The 17,304-nt window shown below is 64.4% G+C and carries 14 protein-coding genes; 11 read left to right on the top strand and 3 right to left on the bottom strand.

What is annotated here, in order from left to right; all coding sequences use genetic code 11:
• From NO357_RS10150 to NO357_RS10110, 9 genes are all read left to right on the top strand, one after another.
• Nucleotides 1–306: hypothetical protein (locus NO357_RS10150; protein ID WP_306735536.1), on the top strand; the 306-nt coding region annotated here is incomplete at its 5' end.
• Between the two features lie 230 nt (nt 307–536).
• On the top strand, nt 537–1,739 hold the full coding sequence (locus NO357_RS10145; protein WP_306735535.1) for a hypothetical protein: 1,203 nt from the start codon (nt 537–539) through the stop codon (nt 1,737–1,739).
• Between the two features lie 225 nt (nt 1,740–1,964).
• A complete protein-coding gene (locus NO357_RS10140; RefSeq protein ID WP_306735534.1) occupies nt 1,965–3,173 on the top strand; it encodes a hypothetical protein in 1,209 nt (402 codons plus the stop codon).
• A 157-nt stretch (nt 3,174–3,330) separates the two neighbouring features.
• Nucleotides 3,331–4,521 (top strand): hypothetical protein, encoded by a 1,191-nt coding sequence (locus NO357_RS10135; RefSeq protein ID WP_306735533.1) that lies wholly within the window; start codon nt 3,331–3,333, stop codon nt 4,519–4,521.
• 107 nt (nt 4,522–4,628) lie between these two features.
• Nucleotides 4,629–5,840 carry a hypothetical protein gene (locus tag NO357_RS10130; protein ID WP_306735532.1) on the top strand — a complete coding sequence of 404 codons (1,212 nt, stop codon included), beginning with the start codon at nt 4,629–4,631 and terminating at the stop codon, nt 5,838–5,840.
• A gap of 129 nt (nt 5,841–5,969) precedes the next feature.
• Complete coding sequence (locus tag NO357_RS10125; protein ID WP_306735531.1) at nt 5,970–7,154, top strand: hypothetical protein; 1,185 nt, start codon at nt 5,970–5,972, stop codon at nt 7,152–7,154.
• 242 nt (nt 7,155–7,396) lie between these two features.
• Nucleotides 7,397–8,566, top strand: coding sequence for a hypothetical protein (locus tag NO357_RS10120; protein ID WP_306735530.1), 1,170 nt, complete (start codon nt 7,397–7,399; stop codon nt 8,564–8,566).
• A 75-nt stretch (nt 8,567–8,641) separates the two neighbouring features.
• Entirely contained in the window at nt 8,642–9,589 is a 948-nt protein-coding gene (locus tag NO357_RS10115) for a glycosyltransferase (RefSeq protein WP_306735529.1), read from the top strand.
• A 1-nt stretch (nt 9,590) separates the two neighbouring features.
• Complete coding sequence (locus NO357_RS10110; RefSeq protein WP_306735528.1) at nt 9,591–10,400, top strand: hypothetical protein; 810 nt, start codon at nt 9,591–9,593, stop codon at nt 10,398–10,400.
• 5 nt (nt 10,401–10,405) lie between these two features.
• Here NO357_RS10110 and NO357_RS10105 read toward each other — a convergent pair whose 3' ends face one another.
• Nucleotides 10,406–11,140, bottom strand: a complete 735-nt coding sequence (locus NO357_RS10105; RefSeq protein ID WP_306735527.1) for a sulfotransferase family protein — start codon at nt 11,138–11,140, stop codon at nt 10,406–10,408.
• Between the two features lie 187 nt (nt 11,141–11,327).
• Between NO357_RS10105 and NO357_RS10100 the strand changes: the two genes are divergently transcribed.
• Together NO357_RS10100 and NO357_RS10095 are read left to right on the top strand one after the other, a co-directional pair.
• The gene (locus NO357_RS10100; protein ID WP_306735526.1) at nt 11,328–14,411 is read left to right on the top strand and encodes an FG-GAP-like repeat-containing protein; all 3,084 of its coding nucleotides are present in this window, start codon (nt 11,328–11,330) and stop codon (nt 14,409–14,411) included.
• A gap of 280 nt (nt 14,412–14,691) precedes the next feature.
• The gene (locus NO357_RS10095; RefSeq protein ID WP_306735524.1) at nt 14,692–15,291 is read left to right on the top strand and encodes a LysE family translocator; all 600 of its coding nucleotides are present in this window, start codon (nt 14,692–14,694) and stop codon (nt 15,289–15,291) included.
• 38 nt (nt 15,292–15,329) lie between these two features.
• Here NO357_RS10095 and NO357_RS10090 read toward each other — a convergent pair whose 3' ends face one another.
• Both NO357_RS10090 and NO357_RS10085 read right to left on the bottom strand, forming a co-directional pair.
• The gene (locus tag NO357_RS10090; protein WP_306735523.1) at nt 15,330–16,226 is read right to left on the bottom strand and encodes a DMT family transporter; all 897 of its coding nucleotides are present in this window, start codon (nt 16,224–16,226) and stop codon (nt 15,330–15,332) included.
• Nucleotides 16,227–16,297: 71 nt separating this feature from the next.
• Nucleotides 16,298–17,263 (bottom strand): zinc ABC transporter substrate-binding protein, encoded by a 966-nt coding sequence (locus NO357_RS10085; protein WP_306735522.1) that lies wholly within the window; start codon nt 17,261–17,263, stop codon nt 16,298–16,300.
• Nucleotides 17,264–17,304: the final 41 nt, after the last annotated feature.

The raw sequence follows: 17,304 nt of genomic DNA, 5'->3' as shown, positions 1-17,304 counted from the left end.
GTGTTCAGCGACGACTACGACCTGCCGTCGATTGCCGAACACACCGAGCGGATGTTCGCAATGGGCCATCTGCCCAATGTCGGCCCGACGATCGAGAACCAGCCGATCAACCTGACCGACAAGGTCGGCCGGATGCTCAACGAGCTTGAGCACGCCCATATCTTCATCGCCCAGCAGGACGATAAACTTACCGTCCAGGGCCAGGAAATCGCCCGCCAGAACGACCGCATCGCCCGCCAAGAGGCACAAATCGCCGAGTTGACCGCGACCCTAGGCGCCTTGAAGGCGCATCTGGGCACCGAGTAACGCGCCGACGCGCAGAAACGGCAAAAGATGCTCGCCCGGCCAGAAATCCGGCCGGGCGTTTCCAGTTCGGAAACGTTCATTCCCCAAAATTCCTTGGGATTTGCGCGCTATTTCGCATACCGTGTGTGCATAGCGTATTCCGTGGCCAATAGGTGCAAGACCCGCCGCGGAACTGAAACGGTTTCTTTTTTCAAGATGGACTGAAATTTCATTTGAAAGGATCGCGCGATATGGCCCGCTTCACCCAAACGATACTCTCCTCGGTCATCACTCTTGGCCTCACATCCGGCGGCGCGATCGCGCAGCAGGTCTTCGTCACCGATGTCATCGTCCAGGGCAGTCTCTGCGTCGGCATCGACTGTACGTCCGGCATGAATTTCGGCTTCGACACCGAGGTTCTGAAAGAAAACAATCTTCGCCTGTTTTTCGACGATACCTCGAACTCGGCCAGCTTCCCCAACAACGACTGGCGCCTGATTGCCAACGAGTCGACCAATGGCGGCGCCAACATGTTCGCCATCGAGGATGCCACCGCAGGCCGAAACGTGTTCACCATCGAGGCAGGGGCCCGCGCGAACCAACTCTATGTCGACAGCACCAACCGCGTCGGCTTCGGCACCAACGCACCGGTGGTCGATCTGCATGTCAAGCAGGGCAACACCCCCACGTTGCGGCTGGATCAGGACGGCTCGTCGGGCTTCACAGCGCAGACCTGGGACATCGCCGGCAACGAAGCCAACTTCTTCATTCGCGATGTCACCGGCGGCAGCGATCTTGTCTTCCGAATCAAACCCGGCGCGCCGGAAGACAGCATCTACATCGACAGCGACAATCAGATCGGGATGGGCACCGATGCACCGCAGGCGTCGCTGCACCTGCGCCGCACCGACGGGACGGCAAAGCTCAAGGTTGAAGAACTCTCCACCACCTCCGCCGCCCGAACCGTGGCCGAGTTCGTCAACAACGGCCGGCCGGATCTGGTGCTGGCCAATACGTCGCAAGGCAACGAATGGTCGATCGGCGGCGGGACCAACATGGTCTTAAAATCCGGCGCGGTCGGTTCGCTGCCCTCAGCCAAGACCACCCAGCTGACGCTGACCAATTCGGGCAACATGACTATCACCGGCACGCTGACCACCGGCGGAACCACCTGCGGCGGCGGTTGCGACCTGGTGTTCACGGACCAGTATGACCTGCCCTCGATCGAACAGCATTCCGAGCGGATGTATGCCCTGGGCCACCTGCCAAATGTCGGCCCGACGATCGAGAACCAGCCGATCAACCTCTCCGACAAGCTCGGCCGGATGCTCAACGAGCTGGAACACGCCCATATCTACATCGACCAGTTACATCAGGAGAACCGCGCGCAGCGCGACGCCATCGCCGCTCTCACGGCCCGGCTAGACACGCTGGAAAACACGGCCGGCGAATAACCAAGCTGTCGCGGCACAGCCCCGGGCCCAGGGCCGGAGTTGTGCCGCTCCCCGCACCGACTCCGACGGTTCGCCCACGGTTTGCAGAGAAATCCTGACCGACTCTCCCCCGCGGCTTGACCTGCGGGGCGTCGGGCATGAAACATACCTGCAAAACAACTGCCTCGTTTGCCGTCATCGGGACAGACCCGACGGCATCGAAACGGCAATCTTGAGGAGAGCAGCATGCGACACACACTCTACGCCGGGCTCGCGGCCCTTTCTCTGACACATGGCGCTGCCGCCCAAACGCTTCTGAGCGGCGATCACAGCGTGGTCGGAAATCTTTGCGTCGGGGCGGACTGCACCAGTTCGGAAAGCTTCGGAAGTTTCCCGTTGAAGGTGAAAGCCGAGGTCGTTGGCATTCATCTAGAGGACACCACCACCGGCCTGAACACGTCGAAACGCGACTGGCGGATCCTGGCCAACGAGGCCCACCCCAGCGGCCAGGAATCTTTTTCGATCCAGGACGGCGATTCCGGCCTGCAAATCTTCAAGATCGAAGCCTACGCCCCATCGAACGCGCTGTACATCGACGACAATGGCCTGATCGGTTTCGGCACTTCGATGCCGCAGGCGCATCTGCACGTCACCAGCGGGGATACCCCCGCACTGCGCCTCGATCAGGACGGGACCGGCGGCTGGACCCCGCAAATCTGGGAGATCTCGGCAAACGATTTGGATTTCCGGGTCAACGACGTGACTAACGGGGTTCATGCTTTCGCGATCAAACCCGGCGACAACAACAACGCCCTGACCATTGACGACACCGGTCAGGTCGGTCTCGGCACCAGCTTGCCGGACACGCGTCTGCACCTGTATGGCGATGCCGGAAATGCCCAGTTCCTCGTCGAGGAAACCAGCACCACGACCAGTCCCCGCACTCTGCTCAACCTGCAGAACAACGGCCGCCCCGAGATCGTGATGGGCAACACCGATACCGGCGGCGAATGGTCGTTCGGCGCCGGTACCAACTTCATCCTCAAGCAGGGCGCCGTGGGCAGCGACAGCTCGGCCAAGGCCAAGTACCTCACCCTCTTCGCCGGCAGCGGCGACCTCGAAATCGCCGGTCAGATCATCACCGGCGGCCCGACCTGCGCGGCCGGCTGCGACGCGGTGTTTTCCGCCGATTACGACCTGCCGTCGATCGCCGAGCACGCCCGCGAGATGTATGCGCTGGGTCACCTGCCGGCCGTCGGCCCGACCGGTCCCGGCCAGCCGGTCAATCTGACCGACAAGATGGGCCGCATCCTCAACGAGCTCGAGCACGCCCATATCTATATCGCCCGGCAGGACGATCGCATCGCGACGCTGGCCGCGCGTGACAGCCGGGCACAGGTCCGCATTGCGCGGCTCGAAGCCCTGGTCCAAGACCTTCTGGCCACCCGGAACTGACCGCACCACGGCAGTGGGGCTTTGACAGACGGCCTCGCGCCGCGCAAAATCGCGCCAAAGTGGCAATCAATACCGGGTTTTCCCGGATGGGTCGTCACGCACGGCGCCATGGACAGGCTTTCCCGCCTTTGGCGTCGGCCAGGGGAAGGAAGACGAGATGAGATCGACGATCGCCGCCGCCGGCCTCGCAGTCGCGGCCTGTGCCACGCCAATATACGCCCAGACCAACGCGCTCTACGGTGACCAAAGCGTCATCGGGAACCTTTGCGTCGGTTATTTCTGCACCACGACGGAAAGCTTCGATGCCAGCGGCACGCTCAAACTGAAAAACGAAACCATCGGGATCTTCTTCGACGATACCTCGACCGCCCCCGGCTATCCCGATGGCGACTGGCGGCTGCTGACCAATGACGCCTCTCAAGGCGGCGCCAGCCACTTCACGCTGGAAGATGCCGACGGGGTCGGTGCGGTGTTCCGGGTCGAAGACGGCGCGCGGGCGCACGCGTTGCATGTCGGGGCGGGCGGCGGCGTCGGGCTTGGCACATCGCTGCCCGGCGCGACGCTGCACATGGTGTCCGGCACCGCCCCGGGCCTCAGGTTCGAACAGGACGGTTCGGGCGGGCAGACACCGCAAAGCTGGCAGATTGCCGGCGATCATGCCGGGCTGCGGCTGCACGACCTGAGCGGCGCGACGGTACCGTTTGCCGTCCTGTCCGGCGCGCCCGACAGCGCCTTGGTGCTCGACCAGATGGGCCGGCTCGGCCTTGGTATTGCCGCGCCGGCGGCCGGGCTGCATCTGCGCTCAGCAACCGGCACCGCCCGGATGCGGATCGAAGAGCAGACCCCCGCCACCGGCCCCCGCGCCTTGCTGAACTTGCAAAACAACGGCCGCCCCGAGATTGTCATGGGCAACAGCTCGACCAACGGTGAATGGAGCTTCGGGGCGGGAACCAACTTCATCCTGAAACAGGGGGCGCTGGGCTCGGTGTCCTCGGCCAAGACAAGGCTGTTTCAGATCGACCCGGCGGGCAACGCAGTGCTGACTGGCACGCTCACCACCGGCGGGCCCGGCTGTTCGGCTGGCTGCGACGCGGTGTTCTCGGACGACTACGATCTGCCGTCGATCGCCGAACATGCCGAGCGGATGTTTGCCCTGGGCCACCTGCCCAATGTCGGTCCGACGGTCCCCGGCGTTCCGCTTGACCTGACAGAACGCTCCGCCGCCCTTCTCAACGAACTCGAGCACGCCCATATCTACATCGCCGAGCTTGAACGGCGGGATGCCGCTCAGAATGCCCGGATTGCCCGGCTCGAAGCGCTGCTGCACGCACTTGCGGCCATGGATTGACCGCCGCGCCCTTTTGACACCGGACTTGCGGCTTTCTACGCTAAGCTCAGACACACCTTCCCGGGGGCCGTTAAACGTGACCCGCGGAAAAATCTGGGGAGATATCCATGGTCCTGCGTTCCCTCACCGTATCCGCCTTCGTCTTCACCGCGGCCCCGTTGGCCGCGCAAACCGTCCTGTCCGGCGACCATAGCGTCGACGGCAACCTCTGCGTCGGGGTCGATTGCACCGGCAGCGAGACCTTCGGCATCGAAGACCTGAAGATCAAGGACGACAACCCGCGGCTGCTGTTCGAGGACACCACCTCCAGCGGCACCTTCATCGACTGGATGCTGGTGGCGAATGACAGCCCGACCACCGGCTTCAACTACTTCGCCATCACCGACTCGAATGCCGGGAACCAGATCTTCAAGATCGAAGCCGGCGGGCCGGCGAACGGCCTCTATCTCGACAATGCCGGCGAACTCGGGCTCGGCACATCCCTGCCGCAGCGCGAGATCCACATGAAGGGCGGCGACGCCCAGACGATCCGGTTCGAAAAGGACAGCACCGGCATCGGCTCCCCCCAAACCTGGGATATCCTGACCGACGACATCGGCTTTTCCGTGATCGACCAGACCAACGGCGGGCTGGAACCGTTCCGGATCGAGCCCGGCACCGCCACGAATTTCTCGCTGTTCATCAAGAGCACCGGGAAGATCGGTCTCGGCACCGACACCCCGTCGGCGGCCATGCATCTGACCCGCTCGAACGGCACGGCCCAGTTCCTGGTGCAGGAAACCAGCGCCACCACCTCGCCCCGCACCCTGGTGAACCTGCAGAACAACGGCCGCCCCGAGATCGTGATGGGCAACACCGATACCGGCGGCGAATGGTCATTCGGCGCCGGCACCAACTTCATCCTCAAGCAGGGCGCCGTCGGCACCGCCAGCTCGGCCAAGACCAAGTATCTCACCCTGTTCGCCGGCAGCGGCGACCTAGAGATCGCCGGCCAGATCATCACCGGCGGCCCGACCTGCTCGACCGGTTGCGACGCGGGGTTTTCCGCCGATTACGACCTGCCGTCGATCACCGAGCACGCCGAAGCGATGTTCTCGCTCGGCTATCTGCCCAATGTCGGCCCTACCGCCCCCGGCGCGCCGATCAACATCACCGAACGCTACGGCGCACTGCTCAACGAGCTTGAACACGCGCATCTCTACATCGCCCAGCTCGAACGCGACAACCGGGCCCAGGCCAACCGGATCGCCGCCCAGGAGTCGGGCCTGGCCGCGCTGGCCCGGCGGCTCGACGCATTGGAAGCCGGGGCGCAGAACTGACGTCATCAGGCTGTCCGCCCTGCCGTGCGACGGCGTGCCAAAGTGCGACTCGCGCTATTAAGTGGTAGAATGTTTTTGTTGTTTTTGCCCCTTTTTGGCACGCCAATTCATTGCAAGGAGGTTCATCCAATGCGCGTTATTTCCCATCCCGGCACTGTTACACGCACTGTCGGTCTCGTGCTGGCCTTCTGGGCCGGGTCTGCGGCGGCCGACAACGTGATCAACCAGAACACCGTGATCCGCAGCCAGCTCTGCGTGGGCCTCGGTTGCGCCGACGTTGAAGCCTACGACGCCTCCAGCGCCACGCTGCGTATCAAGTACCAGCGCAACCGGATCGAACTCGACGACACCAGCACCAGCGTCGGCTATCCGAACAACGACTGGGCGCTTCTCTTCAACGACAACGACGCAGGCGGTCTGAGCTATTTCACGGTGTCCGACGAAACCGCCGACCGGCGCCCCTTCACCGTCGAAGCCGGGGCGCTCGACAACACCCTCTGGGTCGGCACCAACGGTAGGGTCGGGATCGGCACCTCGATGCCCGAAACCGGGCTGCATATCGCCAAAGGCGGCTACCCGTCGATCAAGCTGGAAGATCTGGGGCAGGCCGTCGGCATGCCCTATAGCTGGCGGATCGTGGCCAGCGAATACGGCTTCGTGGTCACCGACCAGCCAACCGGCGATTCCCCGTTCCTGATCTATGCCGGGGCCGACGATCGGATGTTCCACATCGACCCCACCGGCGTCGGTATCGGCGGATTCTTCGGCGCCGAAGCACCACTGCACGTCTGGCGCAACGACGGCACGTCGCAACTCCGGGTCGAAGAGGCCGCCGAAGTGACCGGCCCGCGCACGCTGGTCAATCTGCGCAACAACGGCCGGCCCGAGATCGTGATGGCCAACACCGATACCGGCGGCGAATGGTCGTTCGGGGCGGGCACCAACTTCGTCCTGAAACAGGGCGCCGTGGGCAGCGACAGCTCGGCCAAGACCAAGCTGTTCGAAGTCCAGTCCTCGGGCGACGCTGTTCTCGCCGGCACGCTGACCACCGGCGGCACCACCTGCGGCGGCGGCTGCGACCTGGTGTTCAGCGACGACTACGACCTGCCGTCGATTGCCGAACACACCGAGCGGATGTTCGCGCTGGGCCACCTGCCCAATGTCGGCCCGACGCACGAAGGCAAACCGATCAACGTCACCGACAAGCTCGGCCGGGTGCTGAACGAACTCGAGCACGCGCATATCTACATCGCCCAACAGCAACGGGTGATTGAGGATCTCACCAAGCGGCTTGCCGCGCTCGAAGCCCGCTGAGCAATCGCGCCCGGGGACCTCCGGGCGCGCCCGCCGTTGCCTGAGGGAGTCATTCTCCCTGGGTTGTTTTCTCTCTTCACTTTCTCTCTTGGGGAGAAGGTCTGTCGTTTTTGCTCTTTTCCGGCTATCTTGGTTGAGTGCCGGAGTTTCAGACCAGCGCGTTCTTGTAGGTAATTTTCCCGGTCGCAAAAGTTCGATCTCCGCGCTGATCTTGCTTTCAAGCATCAACGATGGAGGGAAAAATGTTTAACTTCAAATATTTATCATGGACAGCAGCAGCTGCGCTCTGCCTCACGCCCAACTTCGCACAGGCGGTGTTCTTCCATATCGGCAGTGGCAGCATCGATGGCAGCCTCTGTGTCGGCAACGATTGCGTTGCCTCGGAGGCTTTCGGTTTCGACACGATTCGCATGAAGGAAAACAATCTGCGCCTGCATTTCGACGATACGTCCACGACTGCGGCTTTCCCGGCCAACGACTGGCGTCTCTACGCCAATGACAGCTCCAGCGGTGGCGATAGCTATTTCGGGGTCGAAGATGCCACCGCCGGCCGTTTCGTGTTCCGCGTCTTCGCCGGGGCCCGGTCGAATGCGCTGGTGGTCGACAGCCAGGGCGATGTCGGCCTCGGCACCTCGACGCCGGCGACCGATATCGACATCAAGACCGGCAACACCCCCACCGTGCGGCTGCAGCAGGATGGCTCGTCCGGGTTCACCCCCCAGACCTGGGACATGGCCGGCAACGAGGCCGGCTTCTTCATCCGCGATGCCAGCTCGGGCAGCACGCTGCCGTTCCGCATCATCGCCGGCGGCGCGCCCAGCCAGTCGCTGGTGATCGACGACGACGGCGATATCGGCATGGGCGCCGGCACCAACCCCGACGCCTCGCTGCATGTCGAGCGCAGTGATGGCACCGCCAAGCTCAAGGTCGAGGAAAACAGCGGCACCTCCGCCGCCCGCACCATAGCCGAGTTCATCAACAACGGCCGGCCCGATCTGGTGATGGCCAACACCTCGACCGGCGACGAGTGGTCGTTCGGCGCAGGCACCAACTTCATCATGAAGACCGGCGCGGTGGGCTCGGATTCCTCGGCCAAGACCAAGCACCTCACCCTCTACGGCGCCACCGGCAACCTCGAGATCACCGGCGAGATCATCACCGGCGGCACCACCTGCGGCGGCGGCTGCGACCTGGTGTTCAGCGACGACTACGACCTGCCGTCGATTGCCGAGCACACCGAGCGGATGTTCGCAATGGGCCACCTGCCCAATGTCGGCCCGACGATCGAGAACCAGCCGATCAACCTGACCGACAAGGTCGGCCGCATGCTCAACGAACTCGAGCACGCCCATATCTTCATCGCCGAGCTCGAAGCCCGCCTCGCCCGGCTCGAAGCGCAACTCGCCGAATAGGGGCCGACACGGCCCTTGCCTTGCCCGCCCCGCTCCCGCACAAACGGGGGCGGGGCAGCAGGGGATAACAGGGCCATGCAGAGCGACGAGACCGGCGATACGCGCCCGCGCATGCTGTTCCTGCGGCACTACCGAAGCTACACCGGCGGCCACGGCAAGTATCTCGACTATCTGGCACATACCGCCGCCCATGGCCGCTTCCGCCCCCTCCTGCACGTGACCCCGGACAGCCGCCATGACGCGCTCGACCAACTCGTTCCCCCAGGCATCGCCCGCACCGCCCTGCCCGCCGCCTGCGAGGCGATCTTCGTCGCCGGTCGCGACTGGGCGATCCTCGACGCCGCCGGGCAGGACACGGCTGATACCCCGGTCATCAACCTCGTTCAGGGCATCCGCCATGCCGACCCCGACGAGCCGCTTTTCGGGTACCTTGCGCGCCCGGCCTTACGGGTCTGTGTCAGCCATGCGGTGGCCGAGGCGATCACGGCCACCGGCCGTGTCAACGGGCCGGTTGAAGTGATCGAGAATGGCATCGACATCGATGCCATCGCCGCACACCGCCGCGACCGGCACCCGGGCAAACTGTTTGTCGCCGCCCGCAAAGACCCCAAGCTTGGTCACGCGGTCAGCGCTGCGCTGACCCAACGCGACATCGCCCACGACCTTGCCACCACGCAGATGCCGCAAGCCGCCTATTTCGACCGGCTCGCCGGTTACGAACACGCCATCCTCCTGCCGCTGCCGACCGAGGGCTTCTACCTGACCGCGCTCGAGGCGATGGCGCTCGGTGTCACCGTCGTGATGCCCGACTGTATCGGCGCCCGCAGTTTCGCCGTCGACGGGCAAAGCTGCGTCATCGCCCCGCGTGACCCGCAGGCGCTGGCCGCCGCCGCCGCCGCGCTCATCGCCGACCCGGCCCGCGCCGCCCGTCTGAGACATGGCGGCAAAACGATGGCTGCCAGCCACAGCCTCGCCGCCGAACGCCGCGCCGCCTTTGCCCTTCTGGACCGTTTCGAGATCTGACATGACCCGACCCACCCTCATCACCGGCCTGCCCCGCTCCGGCACCACGCTCACCGTCGCGCTGCTGAACCAGCAGCCGGATGCGGTGGCACTGGCCGAACCGCTGCCCCTGGGCAAGATGTCTTCCGACCCCGACAAGTTTGCAGACGAGATCGAAGCCTTTACCGCCGAGATGCGCCGCAGCGCGCTCGAAGACGGCGTGATCCTGACCAAGGCGGTGGGCGGCCAGGTCGCCGGTAATTTCGTCACCCAGTCCGACCGCGGCGCGGGTCTGCGCAGGTCCGAGGCGCGGCGCGGCGCGGTGGCGCTCGACAAGCCGCTGTCGCCCGATTTCCGTCTCTACATCAAGCATCCCGCCGCGTTCACCGCTCTGACCGGTCCGCTGTCGGCACGGTTTGACTTCTTCGCCTGCATCCGCAGCCCGCTATCGGTGCTGGCCTCGTGGCAGACCGTCGACATGCCGATCAACCGCGGCCGCGTGCCGATGGCCGAGAAATTCGCACCCGAGCTCACCGCCGAGCTCGACGCCATCCCCGATGCGCTCGGCCGGCAGGTCTATCTCATGGGCTGGTTTCTGGAGCACTACGCCGCGCTGCCCCGCACGCACGTGCTGCGCTTCGAAGACCTTGCCAGCGACGCCTCCGCCGCGCTCGCGCATATCTGCCCCGGCGCCCGGGTCGAGGGGCTTGATCTGGAGAGTCAGGACCTCGCCACGCGCTACCCGTCGGTCGATATCGACCGGTTGCGCACCGCCTTGAAACCGGTCGAACCGGCGATACTGCATCACTACCCCGAAGGCCTGCCCTACTGACGGGCTCAGCGCCAGTCGCGCAGATCCCAGCCCAGCATCCGTTCCAGCCGGCGAATGTCGCGGGCAAAAACCCGGCGCAATACCCAGCGCGCCAGCCACGGCATCGACGCATATTCACGGCTGTGCACGCGCTCGGGTGCGGGCACCGGGACATCGCGCAGCCCTAGGAACCGATACACCTGACGCAGCGTGCCGGCGTGGTCCTCCGACAAAGCCTCGTTGCGCAGCACCAGAACCTGCTCTGGCGGAAAGGCCGCGTAGAGGCGTTTGAGTTGGCGGGCATAGAACCCCCGCGCAACCAGCGAATGCACCGGGTGCTGGCCGTGGCGCAGGTAATGAAGCGGCTCCCTCAGAATCTCGCGCAGGAAGCCGCCCGGCACGTGGCCCTTGTCGCGCTCCATCGCCCATTGCGAATAGGCCCGTTCGATCGGGTTGCGCAACACCACGATCACCCGGAAGCCGGGGTTGTAGGCCCGCATCTTCGCCGGGCAGTCGCGCCGATAAAGATAGACCGGGGTGAAATCGCCGGTGCATTTCGCCAGCGCCGCGTCGTCGAACTCGGCGTGATAACCGGAATAGTCGCCGCTCTCGTCCCGGTCGATTTCCATATCGAAATAATGCGGCTCCTCGCGTTTCGACAAGCCGACATCGGGATGCGCCGCGAGATAATGGCGCAAGGCTTTTGTGCCCGATTTCTGCGCCCCGGCCACCACGAAATCCACCTTGACGGGATGTGCCATTGCCAGCGCTCAGCCTTGGGAAAACCTTGATCCTGAACAGCTTTCTAGCCGATCGGCCGGCGACGGGCAAATCTTCCGCGCCGCAAGGCGCGGCTTGAGTTTGTGTCGCGCTTGGTCTTTACTCGCCCCGTATTCGGTATTGAGACGTCGTTTCCGGCACCATTCCTTTTCAAGACGAGGCCCGGTCATGTCCTCCATCATCCTGCCCCGACACGAGAAACACTTTTTCCTCGCCATGCTGATCGTGGCGGGTCTTGCCTATGTCTTCTGGACCACCTCGCGCTATCCCGCCCTCGGTGAAAAGGCCATCATGGCCGGGGCGATCCAGCTCGAGGATTCGCTCAGCTTCGAGGCCAAGTTTCCCGTCGGCAAGGATGCCGGCATCATCGAGCGGATCTTCTGGTCGACCCTCAACTGGGTCAACACCAACAAGAAGGGCATGACCTTTGGCGTGCTGTTCGCCACCGCCATGCTGACCGCGCTCAGCTACCTGCGCCAGCGCAGCTTCCGCAACGGCTTTGCCAATTCCTTCCTCGGCATGCTGATCGGCGCACCGCTCGGGGTCTGCGCCAACTGTGCCGCGCCGATCGGCAGGGGCATGTATGCCGCCGGGCTCAGGGCCGAAACCACGCTTTCGGCCATGATCGCCTCGCCCACGCTCAACGTCATCGTGCTGACCATGCTGTTTTCCCTGTTCCCGCCCTACATGGCGGCGATGAAGATCGGGCTCAGCCTCGTCGTCATCCTGTTGCTGGTGCCGCTCATCGTCCGTACCCTGCCGGTGCGCGAGATCCAGCCCGAAACCCCGGATGTCACCGGCCTCTGGCGCGGCGCCGCCGATCCCGGCATCGAAAGGACCGAGAACATCTTTCAGGCCATCCTCTCGGTCGTGGTCGCCTTCATCCGCAATTTCTGGTACATCACCAAGCTCACCGTGCCGCTGATGCTGCTCGCCGGCTTTCTCGGTGCGCTGGTGGCGACGCTGCTGCCCTCCGGCATGATCCTCGAGCTGCCCTTCTCGGCCTGGGCGCTGATCCTCATCGCCGTGGTCGGTGTTTTCCTGCCGGTGCCGATCGCCTTCGACATCGTCATGGCCTCGGCGCTGCTCAGCCTGGGGCTGGCGCATGGCTATGTCATGGCGCTCCTGTTCACGCTGGGCGCCTACTCGGTCTATTCCATGCTGATCGTGACACAGGCGATGGGCAAACGCGCCGCCGTCCTGATGGCCGCCGCCATCGCCGCACTCGGCATCGTCGGCGGCGGCGCGGCGCAATGGTATCACGACTGGCAGACCGACCGCGCGCTGAAGATGCTGCTCGAACAAAGCCACCTCCAGGCACCGCGTGAGCACCGCGCCTGGGGCGCGGCGCAAGCCGCCGGGCTCGATCCCTGGCAGGTGCGCAGCGACGACGCGGCCCGGATCGAGATCACCCGGAGCCTGTTCACCGCCGCCTCGCCCGCCGCCGACACAGCCTTCACCCGGATCGAAGCCCGCGAGATCGGCATCGATAAACCGCTTGAGTTTTCGATGGCCGACATGTGGCCACCGTTCTGGGAAGGCCGCTCGCTCGCCTCGGGCGACATCGACCGCGACGGCGATCTCGACATCGTCATCGCCTCGACCGAGGCCGGACTCTATCTCTACGACAACGACGGCAGCGGCAACTTCACCCGCACTGACCTGCCGCTGGGCGACCTCGCCGGCATGGACATCTTCAATGCCGCGCTGGTCGACCTGAACAACGACGGCTGGCTCGACCTCATCCTTGCCACCTATCTGCAGGGCACCTTCCTTTGGAGCAACAGCGGCGGCCGCTTCGGCGCCACCGCGCCGGTGAAACTGACCAACAACCCGGACACCCCGCTCGCCATGGCGATGAGCTTCACCGATGCCGATGGCAACGGCTTCACCGATATCGCCATGGGCAACTGGGCCGCCGGCTGGTACCGGCGCATCCCCGGCGAGGAAAGCCGCAACCGCATCCTGTGGAACGACGGTGGTCTCCCCGGCGCTCGTCATACCGACCTGCCCGGCATCCCCGGCGAAACCCTGTCGATCCTGTTCTCCGATATCAACGGCGACGGTCATGCCGACCTGATCGTCGGCAACGATTTCGACGTCCCCGACTATTTCTACCTCGGCGACGGCCAGGGCGGGTTCGAGATGATCACCCATGACGACGGGCTGATCCCGCACACCACCACCACGACGATGGCATTGAAAACCGGCGATCTCGACGCCGACGGACACCCCGAGATCTACCTCGCCCAGATCGCCGGCCGCTCGTCCGGGGTGAGCCAGACGCTCAAGATGCAGGACATCGACCTCTATTGCGACAAGATCGCCGACCCTGCGGCGAAACAGATCTGCGAAACCAACATGGCAATCAAGCGCTGGTACCGCTCGGGCAACAATTTCGACCCGACCTATGCCCGCGAATGCGCCAAGCTGTCGGGCCGCTACAAGGATGAATGCCGCGCCATGCTGGTCAAGGACCTCGCGATCCAGAAACGCGACCCGTCGGTCTGTGCCCTGATCCCCAAGGGGCAGACCGTGCCGCGCGCCTATTGCGATCTGCATTTCAAACCGATCCGACCGATCCCGGCCGAGGAAGGCGCACTCACCCACCAGCAGATCCTGCGCTCGAACGTGCTGTTGAAATGGACCGGCAGCGCCTGGGCCGATACCGCCGAGAAGGACGGGATCGAGGTCGGCGGCTGGAGCTGGGACACCAAGTTCGCCGATTTCGACCTCGATGGCGACATCGACGTCTATATCGTCAACGGCACCTGGGTGCCGAACGAGGTGACGCCGTCGAACCTCTATTTCGAGAATGACGGCAAGGGCCACTTCACCGAGAAATCCGGACCGACCGGGCTCGAGGACTACCTGATGACCGCCTCGGCGACCCAGTTCGACGCCGACAATGACGGCGATCTCGATCTCCTCACCCACCCAGTGAACGGTCCCATCACCTTCTTCCGCAACAACAGCCAGAACCCCGGCATCGCTTTCGCGTTGAAAGACCATGCCGGCAACCGGGACGGTCTCGGCGCGGTGATCACCATCACCGACGCCACCGGCCACCGCCAACAGCAGGAGCTGCAGCTCGGCGGCGGGTTCATGTCTTTCGATGCGATCCGCGCCCATTTCGGTCTGGCCGGCGGCACCGACGTGACCCAAGCCCGCGTTCGCTGGACCGACGGTCAGGAAACGGTGATCGACGGGCCGCTCGCCACGGGCCACCTCTACACCGTCACCCGGCACTGACCCGGCGGCGCGCCTGCCGGGGTGGACGTCACGCGGTCGCCGCGCGGGCTCCCGGGCCGGCGGTCGCGCTGGCTTTGCCGTCGCCGGCCGGGACGGGCCTCGCGCCGCGCGCCGCGTTAACCCGATCCTTTCCGTCTCCTTGCCCCACCGCGCGCCAGACGGAGTGCCAGCCAGCTTGCCAGCCGGGCTGCCATACGGTCATTTTCGGAAAAGAAAACACGTTAACCTTCCGGCACGATGGTGTAAGACACGGTGAACATTCCGAACGCCGGAGCCGCCGATGCTGACCTTTGCCTACGCCGTGATCCTGCTGATTATCACGCCCGGCCCCGGCGTTCTGACCACGGCGGGTTTCGGCGCGGCCTACGGCTTCCGGCCTTCGCTACGCTATGTCCTTGGTCTCTTCCTCGGCACCAACATGGTGATGCTCGCCGTCATCACCGGGCTTGCAGCAGTGGTCCTGTCGGTGCCTTGGTTGCGTGTGGTTTTACTCGCAGCATCAACGGCTTATCTTCTCTACCTCGCAGCGCGCATCGCCCTGGCCGGCTCCCGCATCGCCTTCATCGAGGCCAAGTCCCCACCCGGTGTTCTGGGCGGCATCGCCCTGCAGGCGATCAACCCCAAGGCCTATGTCGTCAACACCACGCTAATGACCGGCTTTTCCTTCGCCCCCGACAATTTCGCCTTCGAAATCGTGGCCAAGGTGCTGATCTTGAACGCGATCTGGATCCCGATCCATCTCGCCTGGCTCTATGCCGGCACCGTGCTGCACGATCTCGACCTGCCCGACCGCACCCACCGTGTGATCAACATCCTGATGGCCCTGGCGATGCTCGCCGTCGTTGGCCTTGCCGCGTGGTCGGCAACACTGCTGAAGTAATCGCAAGTAATTGTTTTCGTGGCAAGAAAAGTACCCTTTCAGCTTGTCGCACGATTGACCAGCCAGACCCCGGCCACCGACAGCAGGAAGCCGACAAAAGCCAACATGCCCATCGTCTCTCCCAACACGATCCAGGCGATGAGCACCGCCAGCGGCGGCACCAGATAGAGCAACGCCGAGATCCGCGTGGCATCGCCGCGCTGCACGAGTCCGACAAAAAGCGTCACCGAAATCAACGAGTTACCGATCACCAGATAGATCAGGGCCACGACCAGCTCGGGATGCCAGTTGATCTGCCCGGTCTCGAACACCATCGCCACCGGCACCAGCGTCACGAACCCGACCACGTATTGCACCAGGCTGCCGACCAGCGGATGGGTGGCAAAGCCATGGCGTTTCTCGAACAGTGTCGCCGCCGTGATCCCCACCAGAGACGCCATCGCGAAACCCAGTCCCACGCCTGGGCTCGGCCCCAGCGCATCGCCCGAGAAGATCACCAGAACCACCCCGCCAAATCCGACGAAAAGCCCGGACCAAAGTTTCAAGCCGCCGCTTGTCCCGGGTGTCAGCCAAAGCGACAAAACCCCGACCAGGATCGGCTGCAAGGCCATCAGAATAGCCATCGTTCCGGCATTTACGCCTGACTTAAGCGCCTGATATCCCAATCCGAAATAGACACTCTGGATCAGAAAACCGCTCAGCGCCAAAGCACCCCAGTGGGCCGTGCCTCGAGGCCAGTCGACCCGCAGGACGGCCAACAGCCCACCAAGAATCGCCGCGGCAAGACCGAACCGCACGACCAGCATTGTGATCGGCTCGATATGCGGCAGTCCCAACTTGGCGAAGCTGTACCCCCCGGCCCAGAAGATCACGAAGACCACCGGCGCCACGCGCCAGATCAACGCCGCCGTGGCCGGTTCGTTCGTCTGCGCCACGCGCTTGTCCCTTCCTGTCCCCCGGTCTAAACATGAATGGCCGACGCCGACCCGAGGTCAATGGAGAAAGTTCAATCGCCTCCCAGGCACGCCGCTATGTCCGTCGCCAACGTCTCGATCAGCGCGGGATAAAGGCCCGGCCCCTGCGGCAGCGACGTCCCCAGCGGATCGAGCGCTGCCTTGCGCAGGGCATGGCCCTCGAAAACGGTGGCCAGCAGGCCAGGATTGAACTGCGGCTCCGAAAAAATACAGACCGTGCCCGTGCCCGAGACCGCTGCGCGCAGATCGGCCACCCGCCGCGGCCCGGGCTGCGCCGCGTCGCTGCGGGCGACAGCGCCGGCAGTGCGAAGATCGAACCGACGCTCGAAGTACTGATAGGCATCGTGATGTACGAAGAACGGCTGTGTCTTTACCGGCTCGAGCAGCGCCCTCGCGCGGGCAACGGCGGCGTCGATCTCGACCTGGCCGGCCGCTGCATTGGTGCGGTAGATCGCGGCGTTGTCCGGATCGACGCCAGCCAGCGTCTCAGCGATGTGGGCGAGCCAGAGCTTACCGTTTTCGGGGTCGAGCCAACCATGCGGATCGGGTCCGGGTTGGGTATGATCGCCGCCATGATTTTCGTCACCATTGCCATGCCCATGGCCATGCTCGTCATCCTCATCAGCCCCGCCAGGCCTGCTGAACAGCGCGTCTTCGCGAAACGCATGGCGCACCGTTCCGGGGCTTTCGAGAAGTTCCACCGTGACCGCCCTGGCCGCCAGCGGCTCCAGCGCCCGCTCGAACCAGCGCGTCAACTGGCCCGAAACGAAAAAGATCACCTCCGCCCGCTCCAACGCCGCCGCTTCCGACGGGCGCATCGCATAGCCATGTGGCGATGCGCCGGGACGCATCACCAACGCTGGCTCGCCCAGACCCTGCATTACCCGTGCCGTCAGCGCGTGCACCGGCGGAATGTCGACGGCGACGTCGGGCACCTCTGCCCGCGCCGCGCCCGCCAGCAGCAGACCTACCGCCAGAAGTCGCCCGAATGTTTTCATCTCCGTGGCCTTTCCGAGAATATCGAGTCCGGCACTTGATA

It is taken from the genome of Marimonas arenosa (assembly GCF_030848945.1).
Classification (GTDB): Bacteria; Pseudomonadota; Alphaproteobacteria; order Rhodobacterales; family Rhodobacteraceae; genus Marimonas; species Marimonas arenosa.
The sequence above is the reverse complement of the archived record's forward strand: the minus strand, read 5'-3'. Positions and strand labels throughout refer to the sequence as shown.